An 18890-nucleotide genomic window follows, 5' to 3' on the forward strand; every position below is an offset into this window, starting at 1 on the left:
GGTCAGCTGACCGCTCCGTCAGCGGTCAGCCGGGGGGAGTCCCAGCGCCAGTCCGCCTGGTGCGTCACACCGTCCGAACCGGTGGATTCCGAGACGGCGCCGACGACGGCTCCCGCGAGGAGCGTGGTGGCGGTGACGGCAATGAGCGTGGCGGCCTTGAGACGGCTGAGCATGATCGGAGTCCCCCCGAGCGGTGCGGTGTTTCCTGCTGACATGTTCAAGGTTGCCGCAGGTGAGAGGGGTGATCCAGGGTTTTCCTATGTCCAGGACCCGACATGTCCTACACACGACAGCGTGTGCTCGGGAGCGTTCGTCAGGCCAGTTCGTCGACGACCAGCAGCGGTACCTCGGCCTTCAGCAGCGTCCACGCGCCGACCTCGAGGATCCGGCGCGCGGCGAGGTGCCAGGCCGCCGCGGCCCAGTATTCGGCGGTGTGCAGATCGGGGGCCCGCAGGTAGAGGGCGACCACCGGGTCGGCCTCCGCACGCACGTGCCGGACGGCCAGTTCGACCGCCGGCTCGACCTCGGAAAGGGCGGCCTCCACACCCTGCGGCAGGTCGCCCGCCCCCTGAGGGGCACTCAGGTGCAGGTGGACCAGATACATGAACTCTCCTGATTCACTGTCGTGTCCTCATCGAACAAGTCCTCACCCGCGGGACGGAAGCCGGCAAGTGCGGAGGGGTGGAACAAATCGGCGAGCCGTCATCGCCGCATTCGTCGGATCTGCCGGAAAGCTCCGCACGATTTCGTGCCGCCCGCTCTTCGATCAAGCCGCCGGGCAAGCTAGCCTGACGCACGTACGCAGGGCCTTTGAGCTGCGACAATATGCAGGTCTTCCATGGGGGGTGGGCGGCTGTGTTCGATCGGCGTGAACTCGATGACGTGACCGCATCGGTCTACCGAAGCAAACTGGCCTACCCGCAGGACGGTGTTCTGGAGATGGCGCAGCGTCTGGGGCTGCCCCCGGACGACGTACGCCACTCACTGACCCTGCTCAGCGAGATGGCGCTGCTGCGCGGCGGCGGTGCCGACGGACAGGGCCGCGCCATCGATCCGCAGCTGGCCCTCCAGCTCCTCCAAGCCCGCCAGCAGGCCGAACTCGCTGCCCAGCAGCAGCGCATGGAGGCGACTCGGGCCGCCGTCGTCGGCCTGATGGCCGAGATCGCCGACTCCTCGTCGCAGGAGTCCTCCAAGGCCGGAGTCCGCTACCTGGACGGCATCGACGCGATTCGGGACCAGATCGAGCTGCTGTCCGCGGAGACCCGCTCCGAGGTGCTGTCGTTCGCCCCCGACTCGCAGATGTCGCAGGCGAGCATCGAGGCGGCCCGCCCGCTGAACCTGCGCAACATCGAGCAGGGCATCGTGATGCGAACCATCTACCTCGACAGCATCCGTCACGACAGCCGCGCCCGGGAGTACGCGACCTGGCTGGAGAGCGCCGGGGCCCACATCCGCACCAGGCCGGTCCTGCCCAATCGCCTCACCATCGTGGACCGCCGCAGCGCCCTGGTGGCCGTCGACGCGACGAACACCGCGGCCGCGGCCGCCCTGGTCACCAGCCCTGGCCTCGTCTCCGTGCTGGTCACGCTCTTCGATCACATGTGGGAGACCGCAACCCCGCTCGGACCGACGGCAGCGCCCTGCGAGCCCGACTTCCTCACCCGGCAGCAGGCCGCGGTACTGCAGCTCATGGCCGAGGGACGTACGGACGAATCCATCGCCAACAGCCTGGGCGTCTCCACGCGCACCGTGGGCCGGGTGATCACCGGGCTGCTCACCCACCTGGGCGTCCGCAGCCGATTCCAGGCCGGAATGCGAGCTGTCCAGAACGGCTACCTGTCGCACTCCCCCCACTGACACACGCCTCTCCTCGTTCTGGTCACCACCGGCCACCGACGATAGGCCGCCGCCCTCCCGGCGGGTCAAGGAAGTGTCTCGGGTGGTTCCGAGACGCGAAACACCTGACCCGGAGAGGTACTCACCAAGGCATCCGCGTCCGGCGGGACGACGGACGCTGTGATCGCTTGAGGGCGGCTGGTCATGGCGGAAGTGCCGGACCCCGGCTCGCTCGGCCGTAGCCACGCAGCTGGACACGCAGCAACGCCAGAGGGCCCTCACCGATTAGGTGAGGGCCCTCTGAACTGCTTCTCAGCTGTCGGGGTGGCGGGATTTGAACCCACGACCTCTTCGTCCCGAACGAAGCGCGCTGCCAAGCTGCGCTACACCCCGATCGTCGCTGCTCTCGCGGCGACGACGTTTACTTTAGCCCACTGGTGGCTGGAGACGAAATCCGGTTTTGGCGCGGTGGCGGATCGGGTTCGGGCGGGCGTGGTCGAGGGCCACCAGGAGGACCGCCAGGGCGTAGATGGCGAGGCCCAGGAGGAGGGCGTTGCCGAGGACGGACTTGTAGCCGTGGGCGTCCACGTCGAGGAAGGGGTAGAGGTAGCGGCCGCCCGGGGTGTCGGGGAGCAGGAGTTCGCCGCGGGTCAGGGAGAAGGCCAGATAGGCGAGCGGGTAGACGAGCCAGGTCGCGGCCTGGCGCAGATGCAGGCGGCCCGGGGGAGTGAGCAGCAGCCAGTCCAGGACGGCCGCCGCGGGGACCACCGTGTGCAGGAGGTGGTTGGAGACCGCGTGCCAGCCCGTCGGGGCGCCCGTCGTCCCCGTCGTCGCGAAGGGGCTCGCCGTGTTCGCCAGCAGCAGGTGGTACACCAGGCCGGTGCTCACGACGTAGAGCAGTACGGCCCCGGTCAGGCCTCCCGGCAGCGGGCGGCGGGCGCTCCAGGCGCGGCGGGCCGAGGCGACGAGGGCCAGGGCCAGCAGGATGCTCGCCTGGGTGGTGAAGAAGCTCAGGACGCGCAGCGGGCTGCCCATGAGCATCTCGATGGTCACGCCCGCGGCCGCCAGCAGTGCGGTCAGCAGGCGGAAGGCGGCCGTCAGCGGCCTGCGCGCCGGCGCCACCACGGCCGCGGCGGGTACGTGCGAGGGCAGCAGCGCGGGCATTCCCGGGACCGCGGGGAGGTCCGGGATGTCCCTGGGTATCGGGGCGGTCATACCCTCAAGCTAGGCATAACCGACATAACGGGCGATGTGGGTCGGCTGTGTGGGTTACCCCCGAGACGGGAGCGACGGGAGGGGACCGTGGGGTGACTGGGGTGACTGGGCAGCCGTTTCGCCGCCCTCGCCCGACCCGCGCGGCCGGGACCCCATCCGCCCCTGCCACCCGTCACCTCACTCCTGTCACGCCTCCCGCGGCACCAGCGTCAGCAGCGTCGCCTCCGGCGGGCACGCGAAGCGCACCGGCGTGTAGCGGCTCGCCCCGCAGCCCGCCGACACGTGCAGATGCGCCGTACGGCCCTCCGACGTGTGCGTGGAGAGGCCCTTGACGCGGTCCGTGTCCAGGTCGCAGTTGGTGACGAAGGCGCCGTAGAAGGGCAGGCAGACCTGGCCGCCGTGGGTGTGGCCGGCCAGGATCAGCGGGTAGCCGTCCGCCGTGAACGCGTCCAGGCTGCGCAGATACGGCGCGTGGACGACGCCCATCGAGAAGTCCGCCGTGCCCGAAGGCCCCCCGGCCACCTCCGCGTACCGGTCGCGCTTGATGTGCGGGTCGTCCACGCCCGTCAGCTCGATCGTCGCGCCGTCCGCCTTGAGCAGACCCCGCGTGTTCGTCAGATTCAGCCAGCCCGCGGCGTCGAAGCCGTCCCGCAGGTTCTCCCACGGGTTGTGGACCACGCCGACGGCGGGCGGGTTGCCGTTGAGGCCGTGCCGGCCCTGCGCCTTCTCGAAGAGGTACCGGGCGGGGTTGCGCAGCGTCGGCCCGTAGTAGTCGTTCGAGCCGAAGACGTACGCCCCCGGGAAGTCCATCAGCGGCCCCAGCGCGTCCAGCACCTCGGGCACGGCCTCCGGGTCGGAGAGGTTGTCGCCCGTGTTGATCACGAAGTCGGGGCGCAGACCCGCCAGCGAGCGCAGCCAGCGCTGCTTCTTGCGCTGCCCGCCGACCATGTGGATGTCGGAGACGTGCAGCACGCGCATCGGGCGCATGCCCTGCGGCAGTACGGGGACGGTGACCCGCCGGAGCCGGAACGAGCGGGCCTCGAAACCCGCCGAGTAGAGAAGACCGGCGGCCGCTACCGCCGTGATGCCGAGGGGTACTCCGTATCGCGCGCGCATGCGGACATCGTGTCAGACCCGCCGGTCCTTCTCGTACGGCCGTCCCTCACGCCCGTCGCGCCCGCGGAGCCGGGCCGCTGTCCCCGTACGTCGTCCTGTGCCGCCGTCTCCTGAGAAATGCACGGGCGGCCGTCCCCCGGTACCTGCGACAATCAAGCCATGACCACGCTCAAGTCGAAGCTTCAGGAAGACCTCAACGCCTCGATCAGGGAGCGCGACGAGCTGCGCTCCTCGACGCTCCGGCTCACGCTCACCGCGATCACCAAGGAGGAGGTCGCGGGCAAGGAGAAGCGCGAGCTCTCCGACGACGAGGTGCAGAAGGTGATCACGCGCGAGGCGAAGAAGCGCCGGGAGGCCGCCGACGCCTTCGCGCAGGGCGGCCGCGCCGAGCAGGCCGAGCGGGAGAAGGCGGAGGGCGAGATCCTCGCCGCGTACCTGCCCAAGCAGCTCTCCGACGACGAGCTGGAGCAGATCGTCGCCGCGGCCGTCGCGGAGGCCACGGGCGCGGGCGCCGAAGGGCCCCGGGCGATGGGCGCGGTCATGAAGATCGTGAACCCGAAGGTGGCCGGTCTGGCCGAGGGCGGCCGTGTCGCCGCCACGGTGAAGAGGCTGCTCGCGGGCTGAGCACCCACGTACCCACGCGCGCGTCGTACGCCGCACAGCCGCCCCGGGCCTTCGAGGCCCGAGAGGCGGCTGTGTCACGTCCGGGGGCCGAAGCCCCTTCCCGCCCGGCCCTCGGTACCAGGGCGTGAGGTGGGTCGAGGACCTGCCGCGAAGGCGGCGGGATCGTGTCGGTGTCGGTGTCGGTGCCGTTCCGATCCGCGGCCCTGCGCACGGAGTTCGCGTGCGCAGGGCGTCACGGACACAGCTGTCGGCAGGGCGGTCAGTCACGTCCTCCGGGACCGTTGCCCGGACCCTGGATGAAGCCCTCCGGGATGGAGAACGTGGGTTCCGGCTCGACGTCGCCCCCACCGTTTCCGTTGCCGCCGCCGAGCAGGCCGCCGATGAGACCGTCGTCGCCGTTGCCCCCGTCGTCGCGGCCCTTGTCCCTGTCCCTGCCCTTGTCCTTGTCCTCCGGCTTCGGCGGGTCCGGGATGTCGACCAGGGTGAAGTCGAGCACCTCCTTGTTCGCCAGAGCGCCGGTCATCATGTCGCGCCAGATCGGACCGGGCACCTGGCCACCGAAGACCTTGTCGTGCCACACGCCGCCGATGCTGATGCCCTCCATCTTGCGCTCGTGCGCCGGGTCGCCGACCCAGACGGCACCCGCCATGTTCGGGGTGTAGCCCACGAACCAGGCGGCGAAGCGCTCGTCGGTGGTACCGGTCTTACCGGCGCTCGGGCGGCTGCCGAGACCGGCCTGCGTACCCGTACCGTCCTCGACCACGCCGCGCAGCAGCGTGTTGATGGTGTCGGCCGTGGTCTCGGACATCGCCCGCGAGCAGGTCGACTTCGGGACCTCCAGGGACTTCGTCTGGCCGCCGATGCGCCGGCTGATCGCCTCGATGGCGACCGGCGTGCAGTACATGCCCCGCGAGGCGAAGGTGGCGTAGCCGTTCGCCATGGTCAGCGGGGACATCTCCTCACTGCCGAGGGCGATCGAGGGGTTCTGGTGCATCTCGTTGCCGTCGGCACGCGCGACGCCCATCTTGGCCGCCATCTCGGTCACCGGGCAGATGCCGATCTCGCTGATCATCTCGACGTAGTAGGTGTTGACGGACTTCGCCGTCGCCTCCTTCATCGAGTACGGGCCGACCTCGGACTCGTTCTCGTTGGTGAGCTTGACGCCCTTCTCGTTCCAGATCTTGCCGTCGCAGGCCTGGACCGGGTTCGGGTACTCCATCTCGTACGGCGAGCGGTACATCTTCGTCGCCGGCATGCCGCCCTCTATGGCGGCCGCGGCCACGATCGGCTTGAACGTCGAACCGGGCTGGAAGCCGAGTCCGCCGCCCATGGACTGGTCGACGGAGAGGTTGATCTGCGTCTCGTTCTTGCCGAAGCCGTACGGCCGCGACTGGCCCATGGCGAGGATCTTGCCGGTGCCGGGTTCGACGATGCTCGCCGCGGTCGCCACCTCGTCGTTCTTGCGGACGTGGTCCTTGACCGACTGCTGGACCGAGTCCTGGGCCTGCGGGTCCATCGTCGTGCGGATGGTCAGACCGCCCTGGTTCCAGATCTTGGCCCGGTCCTCCTTGGTCTTGCCGAAGACCGGGTCGGTCAGGAACACGTTGCGCACGTAGTCGCAGAAGAAGCCCGCGCCCTTCACGGCGGTGATGCAGCCGTTCCTGGGCTGCTTGACCTTCAGGCCGAGCGGGGTCTCCTTGGCCTTGTCGGCCTCCTCCTGGGAGATGTTGCCCACGTCGGCCATGCGCTGGAGCACGATGTTGCGCCGCTTGGTGGCCTCGGTCTCGTCGTTGACCGGGTCGAAACGGCTCGGCGACTGGACGATGCCGGCGAGGAGCGCGGCCTCCTGGACCTTGAGGTCCTTGGCGTTCTTGGAGAAGTAGCGCTGGGCGGCCGCCTCGACGCCGTAGGCCTGCTGGCCGAAGAACGTGATGTTCAGGTAGTTCTCGAGGATCTTCTTCTTGCCGAGCTCCTCCTCGACCTGGATCGCGTACTTCAGCTCCGCGATCTTGCGGCCGAGGGTCTGCTGGGTGGCCTGCGCGACCTTGGTGGGGTCGTCGCCGGCCTCCTCGACGAAGACGTTCTTCACGTACTGCTGGGTGAGCGTGGAGGCGCCCTCGGCGACCCCGCCGCTCTGCGCGTTCTTGTTCAGCGCGCGCAGGACGCCCTTCAGGTCGACCGCGCCGTGCTGGTAGAAGCGGGCGTCCTCGATCGCGACGATCGCCTGCTGCATGTACGGCGAGATGTCCTTGAGCTCGACCACCGTGCGGTCGCGTGAGTACACCGTGGCGATCGTGCCGCCCTGGGCGTCGAGGATCGTGGTGCGCTGGCTGAGCGGCGGCGTCTTCAGGTTGGCCGGGAGCTCGTCGAAGCTCTCCACCGACCCCTTGGCCGCGAGCCCCAGCGCGCCGACGGCGGGCAGCGCGATACCGGCCATGACTGCACCGGCCAGCACACTGACACCGAGGAACTTGGCCGCCTGCTGCACGGGCGACAGGCCACCGCCTGAGGGCTTCTTTGGCATGGGGGCAGCCTACGTTCTCATTCGCCGGACACGCGTATATGCCTTGGCCTAAGCTGCTCTCAACTGTCACAGCAGTGCGGCCATGTATCAATACGTCCGGCGACCCCGAATCGTTCCGGATGGGCCCGACTCTCCGTCGGGGGCGTGTCCGAATCCGCCTTCTGTGTCACGTGGCGCCCGTTGTGACTCAACTGAACTGTCCTGTTCTGTGGGAATCGTCACGCATGTCGCCCGCTCACTCCCGCGGGTGATCTGCCGCTTACGCATAGTCCGTTCGGGCCATTCAAGATTGGGCCCGAAGGGGGTGTTGCGCTGTGCCCACCTTCCGTAACGTCCTCAACTGGCGGCGGTGAATATGCCGCTGCCGCCGTGGGGGAGCCTCGATTCGGGAGAGGACGGCGCCGGTATGGGCTGGGTAACCGACTGGAGTGCGCAGGCGGCCTGCCGCACTACCGATCCGGATGAACTGTTCGTTCAGGGAGCAGCGCAGAACAGGGCCAAGGCGGTGTGCACCGGATGCCCGGTACGCACCGAATGTCTGGCCGACGCGCTCGACAACCGCGTCGAGTTCGGCGTGTGGGGAGGAATGACGGAACGGGAGCGTCGCGCTCTGCTGCGCAGGCGGCCCACCGTGACCTCCTGGCGCCGACTGCTGGAGACGGCTCGTACGGAGTACGAGCGTGGGGTCGGCCTGGTGCCCCTCGACGACGACCAGGTGTACGAGAACTACGCGGCGGTGGGCTGAGGTCCTGGGCAGGACTCGACCACCCGCTGCGCCGGGCCGGCAGGCCGGTCCGGTCACCGACCGTCAGCCGCCCGCGGTCACCCACCGCCGGGCGCCTCCGGTCACCGCCCTGCGGGCTGCTCCGGCCACGAGCCGACGAGCGGCTCCGGCCGGCAGCAGACAAGCAGCCCTGGCCAGGAGCCCGTGAGCAGTCCCCGCCGGGAGCCTGCGCGCGGCTCGGCCCAGGGGCGTCGGGCAGCGGTCACTCGAGGCGGCGGGTCACTCGGGCAGTTCCGGCCGGTGGGCCGCGAGCCGGTTCCCGATGTCCCGCAGCCCCGCGAGGTCGTGCACATCGCCGGGCAGGGCGGCCACTTCGGCCACCGCCACCTCGGGGTGGAGCGCGGTGAAACGGTCACGTGTGCGCTGCTCGCGGGAGAGCAGGTGCATGCGGTCCGCGTGCAGCCTGAGCAGGCCCGCGGTCAGTTCGTCCGCGGACCGGTCGTGCTCGGCACCTGAATCGGTGCCGGGGTCGGTATCGGGGTCGGCGCCGTCGACGGCGTTCGGGTCGGGGGAGTTCGAACTGCCGTCGTTCTCGGGGGAGTTACGAAGCTCAGCCTTCCCGTCCGGCTGATCGACAATGCGGGACTCCTCAAGATTTTCCGCGGCGGCGAGCGCCCGCTCGGCCGACAGCCGGGCGGCGCCGCTGCCGTGCACCCGGTTCAGCACCAGACCCGCGAGCGGCATGTCCTCGGCGGCCAACCGCTCCACGAAGTACGCGGCCTCCCGCGTCGCGTCCCGCTCCGGGGCCGCGACCACCAGGAAGGCCGTCCCGGGCGCCTGGAGCAGCTTGTACGTCGCGTCCGCGCGGGTGCGGAAACCGCCGAACATCGAGTCCATCGCGGCTACGAACGTCTGGACGTCCTTGAGCAGTTGACCGCCGAGCAGCTTGCCGAGGGCACCGGTCATCATCGACATGCCGACGTTCAGGAACATCATCCCCGCGCGCCCGCCCACCTTCGCGGGTGCCAGCAGCACGCGGATCAGCTTGCCGTCCAGGAACGATCCGAGGCGCTTGGGCGCGTCCAGGAAGTCCAGCGCGGACCGCGACGGCGGTGTGTCGACGACGATCAGGTCCCACTCGTCGCGTGAGCGCAACTGGCCCAGCTTCTCCATCGCCATGTACTCCTGCGTGCCCGCGAAGCCCGCCGAGAGCGACTGGTAGAAGGGGTTGCCCAGGATCGCGGACGCCCGCTCGGCGTCCGCGTGCGCCTCGACGATCTCGTCGAAGGTGCGCTTCATGTCGAGCATCATGGCGTGCAGTTCGCCGCCCGCCGCCTCGTCGATGCCCTTGACCCGGCGTGGGGTGTTGTCCAGCGAGTCGATGCCCATGGACTGCGCGAGCCGGCGGGCCGGGTCGATGGTCAGCACCACGACCTTGCGGCCGCGCTCGGCCGCGCGCAGGCCCAGCGCCGCCGCCGTGGTCGTCTTGCCGACCCCGCCCGAGCCGCAGCACACCACGATCCGGGTCTCCGGATCGTCGAGCAGCGGGTCGATCTCGAGGACGCGCGCGGGGGCGATACGGCGCTCCTGGACGGGTTCCGGGGTCATGCGATCCCCTGCTTCCGCAGTTCGGTTGCCAGTTCGTACAGACCCGCCAGGTCCATGCCCTCGGCGAGCAGGGGCAGTTCGTGCAGCGGCAGGTCCAGGTCGCCGAGGACCGTGCGCTGCTCCCGCTCCAGGGTGTGCCGCTCGGCGTACTCCTCGGCCTGCTCCAGCAGCGGGTCCACCAGCCGTTCGGCGTTCCCGCCGCGCCGCGCGCCGCCGAGGCCCGCGGCCGACAGCGACCGCGCGACGGCCGTGCGCGGCAGCTTGCGTACGAGATCCACACCGGCCGCGTCCAGCACCTCGGGCCGGACCATGTTGACGATCACCCGGCCCACCGGGAGCCGGGCGGAGCGCAGCTCGGTGATGCCGTCGGCGGTCTCCTGGACCGGCATCTCCTCCAGCAGCGTCACCAGGTGCACAGCCGTCTCCGGCGACTTCAGCACCCTCATCACGGCCTGCGCCTGATTGTGTATCGGGCCGATCCTGGCCAGGCCCGCGACCTCGTCGTTGACGTTCAGGAAGCGGGTGACACGGCCCGTCGGGGGCGCGTCCATCACGACGTAGTCGTAGACGAACCGGCCGCTCCGGTCCTTGCGGCGGACCGCCTCGCACGCCTTGCCGGTCAGCAGGACGTCCCGCAGGCCAGGCGCGATCGTGGTGGCGAAGTCGATCGCGCCGAGCTTCTTCAGGGCGCGTCCGGCGCCGCCGAGTTTGTAGAACATCTGGAGGTAGTCCAGAAGGGCCAGTTCGGGGTCGATGGCGAGGGCGTGCACCTCCCCGCCCCCTGGCGCGACCGCGATCTTCCGTTCCTCGTAGGGCAGCGCCTCTGTCTCGAAGAGCTGCGCGATGCCTTGCCGACCCTCGACCTCGACGAGGAGCGTCCGCTTCCCCTCCGTGGCCAGGGCCAGCGCTAGGGCCGCGGCGACCGTCGTCTTACCGGTCCCGCCCTTGCCGCTGACGACCTGGAGCCTGCTCACGTCTTCGAGCGTAACCAGTCCGGCGGCGCGGCAATCAAGGCTGTGGACAAGCACACGCCGAGGCTGTGGAGAAACGGTTGCCGAAGCCGCCGCAGCGCCGCCGCCCCGGCCGGTCGTCACCCGGCGCGGCACCACCCGTCGCAGCGGCTACAGTCGGCCTCATGACCAAGTGGGAATACGCAACCGTGCCGCTGCTCGTCCATGCCACGAAGCAGATTCTGGACACCTGGGGCGAGGACGGCTGGGAGCTCGTCCAGGTCGTGCCCGGCCCGAACAACCCCGAGCAGCTCGTGGCCTACCTGAAGCGCCCGAAGCCGGGGCAGGCGGCATGAGCGCGGTCGAGGCGAAGCTCGCCGAGCTGGGGCTGACCCTGCCGCAGGTCGTGCCGCCGCTGGCCGCGTACCAGCCCGCCGTGCAGAGCGGCGTGTACGTGTACACCGCGGGGCAGCTGCCCATGGTGGAGGGCAAGCTCCCGGTCACCGGCAAGGTGGGCGCGGAGGTCACCCCGGAGGAGGCCAAGGATCTGGCCCGCGTCTGCGCGCTGAACGCCCTCGCGGCCGTGAAGTCCGTCGCCGGTGACCTGGACCGCATCGCGCGCGTCGTGAAGGTCGTCGGATTCGTGGCCTCGGCCTCCGACTTCACCGGCCAGCCCGCCGTCCTCAACGGCGCCAGCGAGCTGCTGGGCGAGGTCCTCGGCGACAAGGGCGTGCACGCGCGCAGCGCGGTGGGCGTCGCGGTGCTGCCGCTGGACGCGCCGGTCGAGGTCGAGGTCCAGGTGGAACTGACGGAGGCGTGAGCGGCGTGTGCGCCGTGTGCCCGGTCGATGTGCGCGTGAGCGCCGTCTGATCGTGGCGCCGTCGGATCGTGGCTCCGGGGTGGATCGCTTCCTCCCCGGGGCCGGGCGTCCGACCCTTGGCGGCGGGGCTTCCCGGGTGCGCCAGGCCCGGTGACCAGCCCTCTCGCCACCCTTCTCCCGGCGGCCGGTGATCGACCACCTCTCGAACATCCGGCCGCCACGGGATAGCCTCCGGCCATGGCGAACGGTCAGTGGTACCCCCCTCAGTGGCCGGACCGGATCCGCGCGCTCGCGGACGGCACCCTCACACCCGTGCAGCCCCGGCGCGCCGCGACCGTCATGCTGCTGAAGGACGGCGCCGACGGTCCTGCCGTGCACATGCTGCGCAGACGCGCCTCGATGGCCTTCGCCGGGGGCGCCTACGCCTACCCGGGCGGGGGCGTCGATCCGCGCGACGACGACCACCAGATCGGCTGGGCGGGCCCCACGCGCGCGTGGTGGGCCGAACGCCTCGGCGTGGACGAGCGCGGTGCTCAGGCGATCGTGTGCGCCGCCGTGCGCGAGATGTTCGAGGAGGCCGGGGTCCTGCTCGCAGGGCCCGCCGCGGACGAGGTCGTCGGCGACACCACGGGAGAGGACTGGGAGGCCGACCGCGCGGCACTCGTCGCACGTGAGCTGTCCTTCGCCGAGTTCCTCGACCGCCGCGGCCTGGTGCTGCGCTCCGACCTGCTGGGCGCCTGGACCCGCTGGATCACCCCGGAGTTCGAGGAGCGCCGCTACGACACCTGGTTCTTCGTCGCGGCCCTGCCCGCCGGGCAGCGCACCCGTGACGTCTCCACGGAGGCGGACCGCACGGTGTGGATCCGCCCCGAGGACGCGGCCGCCGGGTACGACAAGGGCGAGCTGCTGATGATGCCGCCCACCATCGCCACGCTGCGCCAGCTCCTGGCGTACGGCACGGCCGCCGAGGCACTCGCCGCCGCGCCCGGCCGGGACCTGGCCCCGGTGCTCGCCCAGGCGCGGCTTGAGGGCGGCGAGATCGTGCTGACGTGGCCGGGACACGACGAGTTCACCAAGCATGTCCCGACGGGCACGGCCGGGACCCCGGCGCAGGCCCCGCGGAACCCGACGGGTGGAGCCCGATCATGACCGACGCGAGCGCCCTGCCCGGCCAGCCCCGCGGCGGGGTCCTGTCCGGCCGAGCCACCGCGCGCGCGGTGAACGTGCTGGCGCCGAACGCCTCCGCGATGACCCTGGACGGCACCAACACCTGGATCCTCGCCGAGCCGGACTCCGACCTGGCCGTGGTGGTCGACCCGGGCCCGCTGGACGAGGGCCATCTGCGCAACGTCGTCGACACCGCCGAGAAGGCGGGCAAGCGTGTCGCCCTGACCCTGCTCACCCACGGCCACCCGGACCACGCCGAGGGCGCCGCCCGCTTCGCCGGGCTGACCGGCACGCGCGTGCGTGCCCTGGACCCGGCGCTCCGGCTGGGCGACGAGGGCCTGGCCGCCGGGGACGTCGTCGAGCTCGGCGGTCTGGAGCTGCGGGTCGTGCCCACCCCCGGGCACACCGCCGACTCCCTGTGCTTCCATCTGCCGGCCGACCGCGCGGTGCTGACCGGCGACACGATCCTGGGGCGCGGCACGACGGTCGTGGCGCACCCCGACGGGCGGCTCGGCGACTATCTGGACTCCCTGCGACGCCTGAGGTCCCTCACGGTCGACGACGGCGTGCACACCGTGCTCCCGGGCCACGGGCCGGTCCTGGAGGACGCCCAGGGCGCCGTGGAGTTCTACCTCGCCCACCGCGCCCACCGGCTGGCCCAGGTCGAGACGGCCGTCGAGGACGGCTACCGCACGCCCGGACAGGTCGTGCGGCACGTCTACGCCGACGTGGACCGCTCCCTGTGGCCCGCGGCCGAGCTGTCGGTCCGCGCGCAGATGGAGTACCTGGAGGAACACGGCCTGATCCAGGGCGACAGGCCCTAGCGCGGCCTCTCACGGCCCTCACGGCCTCGCACCGGCCGCGGCACGGCCTCACGCGGGCCGTGGCGCCTTCGTGCCGTGCACGCGCGTGTACTCCGCCTCCAGCCACGGCCCGAGGTCGTCGACGTAGGAGCCGAGTACGGCGGGGTCGTCGGTCGGCTCGTGGCCGAGGACGGCCGCCGCGCGGAGCCGGTCGGCGCGCTCCGGGTAGTGGGCCGCGAAGGCCTCGGCCATCTCGTGCAGATCGCTGGTCCAGCCGTTCCAGCGCGGCATGACCAGGGTGAAGCCGGTGCGGACCAGGTGCCGGGAGGTGTACCGGACCAGTCGGCGGCGTGCCTCGGGTGTCCGGGCCTCGGCGACACGGTCCCGCCAGCGCGGCAGGAGCAGCGCAAGGTCGCCGTTGGTCTCCCGGGCGAGCCGGGAGTCGGGGCGGTAGCGCGGCAGGTACTCGGCGAGGTCCTCACCCAGCAGCGGAGTGCACAGACACGCCACGAACCAGCCCAGGTCGTACGTCTCGAGGTCGCTCAGCAGCCGCGCCCTGCCGTGGAGCAGCGTGCCGACCCCGTCGACCTGCTCGAACCGCTTGTCGAGCGCCTCGTCCAGCGCCCTTACGGCATCCCGGTCGGCGTCGGCCGGTTCCTCGCGCAGCGCGACCAGCAGGTCCAGGTCGCTGCGCCCCACGCGCGCGGTGCCGCGCGGGACGGACCCGTAGAGGTAGGCGCTGTGCAGCCGGTTGCCGAAGAGGTCCAGGAGCCCGTCACGGGCCGCCACGACCACGGGCCGGAAGGGGTGCGGAATCCGCCCCAGTGAGCCCTCGCGCTCGATGCAGCCCTGGGCGTCCAGGCCGGGCCGCGGCTGCCGTGGGGCGCGGGCGGCGCGGTGCACCGTCTCGGTCATGGGGCCACTGTGCCCCCGAGCGGGGCACAGTGGCAGCGCATTTTCGGCGCGGGGGGTGAACGTCACCGGCCGTTCAGGCCGGCGTCACTCACCGGGAGCGCTTGGCGAGACGCTCGACGTCCAGCAGGATCACGGCCCGCGCCTCCAGGCGCAGCCAGCCGCGCTGGGCGAAGTCGGCGAGCGCCTTGTTGACCGTCTCGCGCGAGGCGCCGACCAGCTGGGCCAGCTCCTCCTGCGTGAGGTCGTGGACGACGTGGATGCCCTCCTCGGACTGCACGCCGAAGCGGCGCGAGAGGTCCAGCAGGGCGCGCGCCACACGGCCGGGCACGTCGGAGAAGACCAGGTCCGACATGGCGTCGTTGGTCTTGCGCAGCCGGCGCGCGACGGCGCGCAGCAGGGCCGCGGCCACCTCCGGGCGGGCGTTCAGCCAGGGCTGGAGGTCGCCGTGGCCGAGGCCCAGCAGCTTGACCTCGGTCAGCGCGGTGGCGGTGGCGGTGCGCGGGCCCGGGTCGAACAGCGACAGCTCGCCGATCAGCTCTCCGGGGCCGACGACGGCGAGCATGTTCTCGCGGCCGTCGGGGGAGGTGCGGTGCAGCTTGACCTTGCCCTCCGTCACCACGTAGAGCCGGTCGCCCGGGTCGCCCTCGTGGAACAGGGAGTCGCCCCGCGCCAGAGTCACCTCACTCATGGAGGCGCGAAGCTCCGCGGCCTGCTCGTCGTCGAGAGCCGCGAAGAGCGGATTGCGCCGCAGAACGTCGTCCACGAGTTCTCTCCTTGTCGACCTGCTCAGGGGATCTTGCTCCCCGGTGTACCAGGGGACCACGGTGCCCATTTTGCCGGACGGTCCAAACAGTGTGATCTGTCACAAGGATGCCGCACTGGTGTCCCGGGGTAAGCGGCAGGGGTCCAATTGGGCGCCGATCTTCAGGGTCCGGGGCGGATGTCGGTGGCGGGCCGTAGGCTGACCGAGTGTCCAAAACGCCGGTGAGAGCGCAGGCCGAGGGGGCTGGGCGGATGGTTGTACGGCGGGATTCCGCTGTGGGCGAACAGACCCCTGACGGTGACAGGAAAGCGGCAGAAGCGACGAAAAGCGCGACGGCCGGGAAGAGGGCTGCGGGGACGCGGAAGCGGGCCGCGGCCGCGGACAGCGCCACTCCCGGGAAGAGCACCGCTCCCGCGAAGAAGTCGGCGGCGAAGACGTCAGCGGTGAAGAAGACGGCGGCCAAAACGGCGACGGCGGCCAAGAAGGCGACGGCCAAGAAGTCGGCCCCCGTGAAGCAGGCCACCACCGTCAAGAAGCCCGCTGCCGTCGGCGCGAAGGGCGCCTCCGCGGTGAAGGCCACGCCCGTGCGGACGGTCGCCGCCGCGTCGCCGAAGAAGGGCGAGTCGCGCACCGCGCTGGTCCGCCGCGCCCGCCGTATCAACCGGGAGCTCGCCGAGGTCTTCCCGTACGCCCACCCCGAGCTGGACTTCGTCAACCCCTTCCAACTCCTGGTCGCCACCGTGCTGTCGGCGCAGACGACCGACCTGAGGGTCAATCAGACGACCCCGGCGCTGTTCGCGAAGTACCCCACCCCCGAGGACCTGGCCGCCGCCAACCCGGAGGAGGTCGAGGAGATCCTGCGCCCGACCGGGTTCTTCCGGGCGAAGACCAAGTCGGTCATAGGGCTGTCCAGGGGACTGGTGGAGCAGTTCGACGGAGAGGTGCCCGGCCGGCTGGAGGACCTGGTCAAGCTGCCCGGGGTCGGCCGCAAGACGGCGTTCGTGGTGCTCGGCAACGCCTACGGGCGGCCCGGCATCACCGTGGACACGCACTTCCAGCGGCTGGTGCGGCGCTGGCAGTGGACCGAGGAGACGGACCCCGACAAGATCGAGGCGGCCGTCGGCGCGCTGTTCCCCAGGAGCGACTGGACCGATCTGTCGCACCACGTCATCTGGCACGGCCGCCGCATCTGTCACGCCCGCAAGCCGGCCTGTGGCGCCTGCCCCATCGCGCCGCTCTGCCCGGCGTACGGCGAGGGCGAGACCGACCCGGAGAAGGCGAAGAAGCTGCTGAAGTACGAGAAGGCGGGCCTGCCCGGCCAGCGCCTGAACCCCCCGCAGGCGTATCTGGACGCGGGCGGCAGGGCCGCGCCCCCGCTGGGTGCCGGATGACGGGCGCGGCAGGGGAACGATCACGGCGGGCCCGGGCGTTGGACCGGGTGGAACGGGGGTGGCTATGACGCGCGCGAGCCATACACGGGGCGGACCGGTGACGCTGAGCAAGGAGGGCCTGCCGGACTGGCTGGACCCGGTGGTGCGCGCCGTGGAGACGGTGAAGCCGCTGGAGCTGAGCCGCTTCCTGCCCCCGGAGAACGGCGCGGGACGCCAGTCCGCCGTCCTGATCCTGTTCGGCGAGGGCGAGCAGGGCCCCGAGCTGCTGCTGATGGAGCGCGCCGGCTCCCTGCGCTCGCACGCCGGGCAGCCCTCCTTCCCGGGCGGCGCCCTGGACCCGGAGGACGGCGACCCGCAGGCCGACGGCCCGCTGCGGGCGGCCCTGCGCGAGGCCGAGGAGGAGACCGGGCTCGATCCGTCCGGGGTCCAGCTCTTCGGTGTCCTGCCCAAGCTCTACATCCCGGTCAGCGGCTTCGTCGTCACCCCGGTCCTCGGCTGGTGGCGCGAACCGACCCCGGTCGGCGTCGTCGACCCGAACGAGACCGCGCGGGTGTTCACCGTCCCCGTGGTGGATCTCACGGACCCCGAGAACCGCGCGACCACCGTCCACCCCAGCGGTCACAGAGGCCCGGCATTCCTGGTCGAATCGGCTCTGGTCTGGGGTTTCACGGCCGGTGTGATCGATCGCCTGCTGCATTTCTCCGGCTGGGAGCGCCCCTGGGACCGGGGCAAGCAGGTCCCGCTCGACTGGCGCTCATGACAGGGTGGCCGGCGTGCGGTGCGCACAGGGGACACTGGGTTCCTTCGCCGCTGTGCGGCGACCAGGCCCCCGGGCCGAGTGGAGTGGACGGAAGATGACGAGGCGAGGCCCGAAGCAGTGAACGTGCTGGACATCCTGTTGCTGGTCGCTGCCGTGTGGTTCGCGATCGTCGGCTACCGCCAGGGCTTCGTGGTCGGCATCCTGTCGGTGATCGGCTTCCTCGGCGGCGGCCTGGTCGCCGTGTACACGCTGCCCGTCATCTGGGACGCGGTCACCGACAACGCCGAGGTCAGCACGACCGCCGCCGTCGTCGCGATCGTCGTGGTGATCGTCTGCGCGTCGGTCGGCCAGGCCCTGACCACCCATCTCGGGAACAAGCTGCGGCGGTACATCACCTGGTCCCCGGCCCGCGCGCTGGACGCCACCGGCGGCGCCCTGGTCAACGTCGTGGCCATGCTGCTGGTCGCCTGGCTCATCGGCTCCGCCCTCGCCGGCACCACCCTGCCGACGCTCGGCAAGGAGGTCCGCGGCTCCAAGGTGCTGCTCGGTGTGTCCAGAGTGCTGCCCGCGCAGGCCGACACCTGGTTCACCGACTTCTCCACGGTCCTCGCCCAGAACGGCTTCCCACAGGTCTTCAGCCCCTTCGCCAACGAGCCGATCACCGACGTACGGCCGCCGGACCCCGCCCTGGCCAACAGCGCCGTCGCCGTCCGCGCCAAGCGTTCCATCGTCAAGGTGGTGGGCACCGCCGAGAGTTGCGGCAAGGTCCTGGAGGGTACCGGCTTCGTCTTCGACGACCGCCGCGTGATGACCAACGCGCACGTCGTGGGCGGCGTCGACGAGCCCACCGTCCAGATAGGCGGCGAGGGCCGCCGCTACGACGCCACCGTCGTCCTGTACGACTGGAAGCGCGACATCGCCGTCCTGGACGTGCCCGACCTGAACGCGCCCGCCCTGCGGTTCACCTCCACCGATGCCGAGAGCGACGACGGAGCGATCGTCGCCGGCTTCCCGGAGAACGGGGCGTACGACGTGCGCGCCGCACGCGTGCGCGGACGTATCCCGGCCAACGGACCGGACATCTACCACCGCGGCACCGTCCGCCGTGACGTCTACTCGCTGTACGCGACCGTCCGCCAGGGCAACTCCGGCGGCCCGCTGCTCACCCCTGAGGGCGAGGTGTACGGCGTGGTCTTCGCGAAGTCCCTGGACGACGCCGACACCGGCTACGCCCTGACCGCGGACGAGATCGCGGAGGACATCACCAAGGGCCGCACGGCGACCCAGCAGGTGGACAGCGACAGCTGCGCGCTCTAGAGCCTGTCGGCCCTAAGCCTGCCCGGTGAATTCCCGCCCGGCGCGCGGTGCCTGGCTCGGGTGAGCGCGAGGCACCGGCCCGCCCCTGTGGGCGGACGACGGGAACGTGGCGGACAGGCTCCGGACGGCAGTCCGCGGCCGCCGGTGTCAGCCGCGGGGGTGGCGCAGGCGCGCCGAGACCCAGCGGGCCCGGCGGCGCAGAATGTGTGGAATGCCCACCCGGAGGTCGGAGCCCGGCAGCGGCGGGCCTCCTCGCTGGTGGGAGCTCAGGGAGTTGCCCGAGCGTCGGTCGCGTGCTGCGTCACTGTAGTCGTGCGTCCAGCCCATACCCCGACGTCTGCCCCTGCCCCAAGGTCG

General features: G+C 71.2%; 20 protein-coding genes and 1 tRNA gene. 10 read left to right on the plus strand and 11 right to left on the minus strand.

Annotated features, from left to right (window positions below; all coding sequences use genetic code 11):
* Positions 1 to 2: 2 nt before the first annotated feature.
* The gene (locus ACZ6SQ_RS18195; RefSeq protein ID WP_469562852.1) at positions 3 to 173 is read right to left on the minus strand and encodes a hypothetical protein; all 171 of its coding nucleotides are present in this window, start codon (positions 171 to 173) and stop codon (positions 3 to 5) included.
* Positions 174 to 313: 140 nt separating this feature from the next.
* The gene (locus tag ACZ6SQ_RS18200; protein WP_469562855.1) at positions 314 to 604 is read right to left on the minus strand and encodes a hypothetical protein; all 291 of its coding nucleotides are present in this window, start codon (positions 602 to 604) and stop codon (positions 314 to 316) included.
* A 278-nt stretch (positions 605 to 882) separates the two neighbouring features.
* Here ACZ6SQ_RS18200 and ACZ6SQ_RS18205 point away from each other — a divergent pair, with 278 nt between their 5' ends.
* Positions 883 to 1857: a helix-turn-helix transcriptional regulator gene (locus tag ACZ6SQ_RS18205; RefSeq protein WP_469562858.1), complete on the plus strand. Its 975-nt coding sequence runs from the start codon at positions 883 to 885 to the stop codon at positions 1855 to 1857.
* Between the two features lie 298 nt (positions 1858 to 2155).
* On the opposite strand, the gene ACZ6SQ_RS18210 is transcribed toward ACZ6SQ_RS18205, so the two are convergent.
* The 3 genes from ACZ6SQ_RS18210 to ACZ6SQ_RS18220 all read right to left on the minus strand — a co-directional run bounded on the left by ACZ6SQ_RS18210 (position 2156) and on the right by ACZ6SQ_RS18220 (position 4167).
* Positions 2156 to 2229 (minus strand) — tRNA-Pro (locus tag ACZ6SQ_RS18210).
* Between the two features lie 33 nt (positions 2230 to 2262).
* On the minus strand, positions 2263 to 3051 hold the full coding sequence (locus tag ACZ6SQ_RS18215) for a Pr6Pr family membrane protein (RefSeq protein ID WP_469562861.1): 789 nt from the start codon (positions 3049 to 3051) through the stop codon (positions 2263 to 2265).
* A 186-nt stretch (positions 3052 to 3237) separates the two neighbouring features.
* On the minus strand, positions 3238 to 4167 hold the full coding sequence (locus tag ACZ6SQ_RS18220; RefSeq protein WP_469562864.1) for a metallophosphoesterase: 930 nt from the start codon (positions 4165 to 4167) through the stop codon (positions 3238 to 3240).
* A gap of 159 nt (positions 4168 to 4326) precedes the next feature.
* Here ACZ6SQ_RS18220 and ACZ6SQ_RS18225 point away from each other — a divergent pair, with 159 nt between their 5' ends.
* Positions 4327 to 4791, plus strand: a complete 465-nt coding sequence (locus ACZ6SQ_RS18225; protein ID WP_469562868.1) for a GatB/YqeY domain-containing protein — start codon at positions 4327 to 4329, stop codon at positions 4789 to 4791.
* A 259-nt stretch (positions 4792 to 5050) separates the two neighbouring features.
* On the opposite strand, the gene ACZ6SQ_RS18230 is transcribed toward ACZ6SQ_RS18225, so the two are convergent.
* On the minus strand, positions 5051 to 7315 hold the full coding sequence (locus ACZ6SQ_RS18230) for a transglycosylase domain-containing protein (protein WP_469562871.1): 2265 nt from the start codon (positions 7313 to 7315) through the stop codon (positions 5051 to 5053).
* 406 nt (positions 7316 to 7721) lie between these two features.
* Here ACZ6SQ_RS18230 and wblA point away from each other — a divergent pair, with 406 nt between their 5' ends.
* Complete coding sequence (wblA, locus tag ACZ6SQ_RS18235) at positions 7722 to 8060, plus strand: transcriptional regulator WblA (RefSeq protein ID WP_386386414.1); 339 nt, start codon at positions 7722 to 7724, stop codon at positions 8058 to 8060.
* A gap of 258 nt (positions 8061 to 8318) precedes the next feature.
* Here wblA and bagB read toward each other — a convergent pair whose 3' ends face one another.
* Together bagB and bagA are read right to left on the minus strand one after the other, a co-directional pair.
* Entirely contained in the window at positions 8319 to 9647 is a 1329-nt protein-coding gene (bagB, locus tag ACZ6SQ_RS18240; protein ID WP_469562874.1) for an ATPase BagB, read from the minus strand.
* Entirely contained in the window at positions 9644 to 10621 is a 978-nt protein-coding gene (bagA, locus tag ACZ6SQ_RS18245; RefSeq protein WP_469562878.1) for an ATPase BagA, read from the minus strand. Before bagA ends, bagB begins: the two co-directional genes overlap by 4 nt.
* Before the next feature lie 161 nt (positions 10622 to 10782).
* On the opposite strand from bagA, the gene ACZ6SQ_RS18250 reads away from it, so the two are divergent.
* The 4 genes from ACZ6SQ_RS18250 (at position 10783) to ACZ6SQ_RS18265 (ending at position 13408) form a co-directional block, all read left to right on the plus strand.
* Positions 10783 to 10953 carry a DUF4177 domain-containing protein gene (locus tag ACZ6SQ_RS18250; RefSeq protein WP_386386419.1) on the plus strand — a complete coding sequence of 57 codons (171 nt, stop codon included), beginning with the start codon at positions 10783 to 10785 and terminating at the stop codon, positions 10951 to 10953.
* Complete coding sequence (locus tag ACZ6SQ_RS18255; RefSeq protein ID WP_386386421.1) at positions 10950 to 11417, plus strand: RidA family protein; 468 nt, start codon at positions 10950 to 10952, stop codon at positions 11415 to 11417. The genes ACZ6SQ_RS18250 and ACZ6SQ_RS18255 overlap by 4 nt, the downstream gene beginning before the upstream one ends.
* Before the next feature lie 237 nt (positions 11418 to 11654).
* On the plus strand, positions 11655 to 12566 hold the full coding sequence (locus ACZ6SQ_RS18260) for an NUDIX hydrolase (protein WP_469562882.1): 912 nt from the start codon (positions 11655 to 11657) through the stop codon (positions 12564 to 12566).
* On the plus strand, positions 12563 to 13408 hold the full coding sequence (locus ACZ6SQ_RS18265) for an MBL fold metallo-hydrolase (protein ID WP_389330067.1): 846 nt from the start codon (positions 12563 to 12565) through the stop codon (positions 13406 to 13408). The genes ACZ6SQ_RS18260 and ACZ6SQ_RS18265 overlap by 4 nt, the downstream gene beginning before the upstream one ends.
* Positions 13409 to 13456: 48 nt before the next feature.
* Here ACZ6SQ_RS18265 and ACZ6SQ_RS18270 read toward each other — a convergent pair whose 3' ends face one another.
* Together ACZ6SQ_RS18270 and ACZ6SQ_RS18275 are read right to left on the minus strand one after the other, a co-directional pair.
* Positions 13457 to 14302 carry a nucleotidyltransferase domain-containing protein gene (locus ACZ6SQ_RS18270; RefSeq protein ID WP_469562885.1) on the minus strand — a complete coding sequence of 282 codons (846 nt, stop codon included), beginning with the start codon at positions 14300 to 14302 and terminating at the stop codon, positions 13457 to 13459.
* Positions 14303 to 14390: 88 nt separating this feature from the next.
* Positions 14391 to 15065 (minus strand): Crp/Fnr family transcriptional regulator, encoded by a 675-nt coding sequence (locus ACZ6SQ_RS18275; protein ID WP_029382547.1) that lies wholly within the window; start codon positions 15063 to 15065, stop codon positions 14391 to 14393.
* Positions 15066 to 15508: 443 nt separating this feature from the next.
* Between ACZ6SQ_RS18275 and nth the strand changes: the two genes are divergently transcribed.
* From nth to ACZ6SQ_RS18290, 3 genes are all read left to right on the plus strand, one after another.
* A complete protein-coding gene (nth, locus tag ACZ6SQ_RS18280) occupies positions 15509 to 16456 on the plus strand; it encodes an endonuclease III (protein WP_469562890.1) in 948 nt (315 codons plus the stop codon).
* Between the two features lie 64 nt (positions 16457 to 16520).
* Positions 16521 to 17216, plus strand: coding sequence for an NUDIX hydrolase (locus ACZ6SQ_RS18285; protein WP_469562893.1), 696 nt, complete (start codon positions 16521 to 16523; stop codon positions 17214 to 17216).
* A gap of 117 nt (positions 17217 to 17333) precedes the next feature.
* On the plus strand, positions 17334 to 18533 hold the full coding sequence (locus tag ACZ6SQ_RS18290; RefSeq protein WP_469562896.1) for a MarP family serine protease: 1200 nt from the start codon (positions 17334 to 17336) through the stop codon (positions 18531 to 18533).
* Positions 18534 to 18680: 147 nt separating this feature from the next.
* On the opposite strand, the gene ACZ6SQ_RS18295 is transcribed toward ACZ6SQ_RS18290, so the two are convergent.
* On the minus strand, positions 18681 to 18860 hold the full coding sequence (locus ACZ6SQ_RS18295; protein ID WP_389330052.1) for a hypothetical protein: 180 nt from the start codon (positions 18858 to 18860) through the stop codon (positions 18681 to 18683).
* Positions 18861 to 18890: the final 30 nt, after the last annotated feature.

The organism is Streptomyces sp. NPDC048600, from assembly GCF_055587025.1.

Bases quoted from the DNA above. Each gene is read 5' to 3' on its own strand.
- wblA (WP_386386414.1), top strand. From the start codon at position 7,722: ATGGGCTGGGTAACCGACTGGAGTGCGCAGGCGGCCTGCCGCACTACC.
- ACZ6SQ_RS18200 (WP_469562855.1), bottom strand. From the start codon at position 604: ATGTATCTGGTCCACCTGCACCTGAGTGCCCCTCAGGGGGCGGGCGAC.
- ACZ6SQ_RS18295 (WP_389330052.1), bottom strand. From the start codon at position 18,860: ATGGGCTGGACGCACGACTACAGTGACGCAGCACGCGACCGACGCTCG.
- ACZ6SQ_RS18260 (WP_469562882.1), top strand. From the start codon at position 11,655: ATGGCGAACGGTCAGTGGTACCCCCCTCAGTGGCCGGACCGGATCCGC.
- ACZ6SQ_RS18195 (WP_469562852.1), bottom strand. From the start codon at position 173: ATGCTCAGCCGTCTCAAGGCCGCCACGCTCATTGCCGTCACCGCCACC.
- ACZ6SQ_RS18250 (WP_386386419.1), top strand. From the start codon at position 10,783: ATGACCAAGTGGGAATACGCAACCGTGCCGCTGCTCGTCCATGCCACG.
- bagB (WP_469562874.1), bottom strand. From the start codon at position 9,647: ATGACCCCGGAACCCGTCCAGGAGCGCCGTATCGCCCCCGCGCGCGTC.
- ACZ6SQ_RS18255 (WP_386386421.1), top strand. From the start codon at position 10,950: ATGAGCGCGGTCGAGGCGAAGCTCGCCGAGCTGGGGCTGACCCTGCCG.
- ACZ6SQ_RS18225 (WP_469562868.1), top strand. From the start codon at position 4,327: ATGACCACGCTCAAGTCGAAGCTTCAGGAAGACCTCAACGCCTCGATC.
- ACZ6SQ_RS18220 (WP_469562864.1), bottom strand. From the start codon at position 4,167: ATGCGCGCGCGATACGGAGTACCCCTCGGCATCACGGCGGTAGCGGCC.
- ACZ6SQ_RS18285 (WP_469562893.1), top strand. From the start codon at position 16,521: ATGACGCGCGCGAGCCATACACGGGGCGGACCGGTGACGCTGAGCAAG.
- ACZ6SQ_RS18215 (WP_469562861.1), bottom strand. From the start codon at position 3,051: ATGACCGCCCCGATACCCAGGGACATCCCGGACCTCCCCGCGGTCCCG.
- ACZ6SQ_RS18270 (WP_469562885.1), bottom strand. From the start codon at position 14,302: ATGACCGAGACGGTGCACCGCGCCGCCCGCGCCCCACGGCAGCCGCGG.
- ACZ6SQ_RS18230 (WP_469562871.1), bottom strand. From the start codon at position 7,315: ATGCCAAAGAAGCCCTCAGGCGGTGGCCTGTCGCCCGTGCAGCAGGCG.
- ACZ6SQ_RS18265 (WP_389330067.1), top strand. From the start codon at position 12,563: ATGACCGACGCGAGCGCCCTGCCCGGCCAGCCCCGCGGCGGGGTCCTG.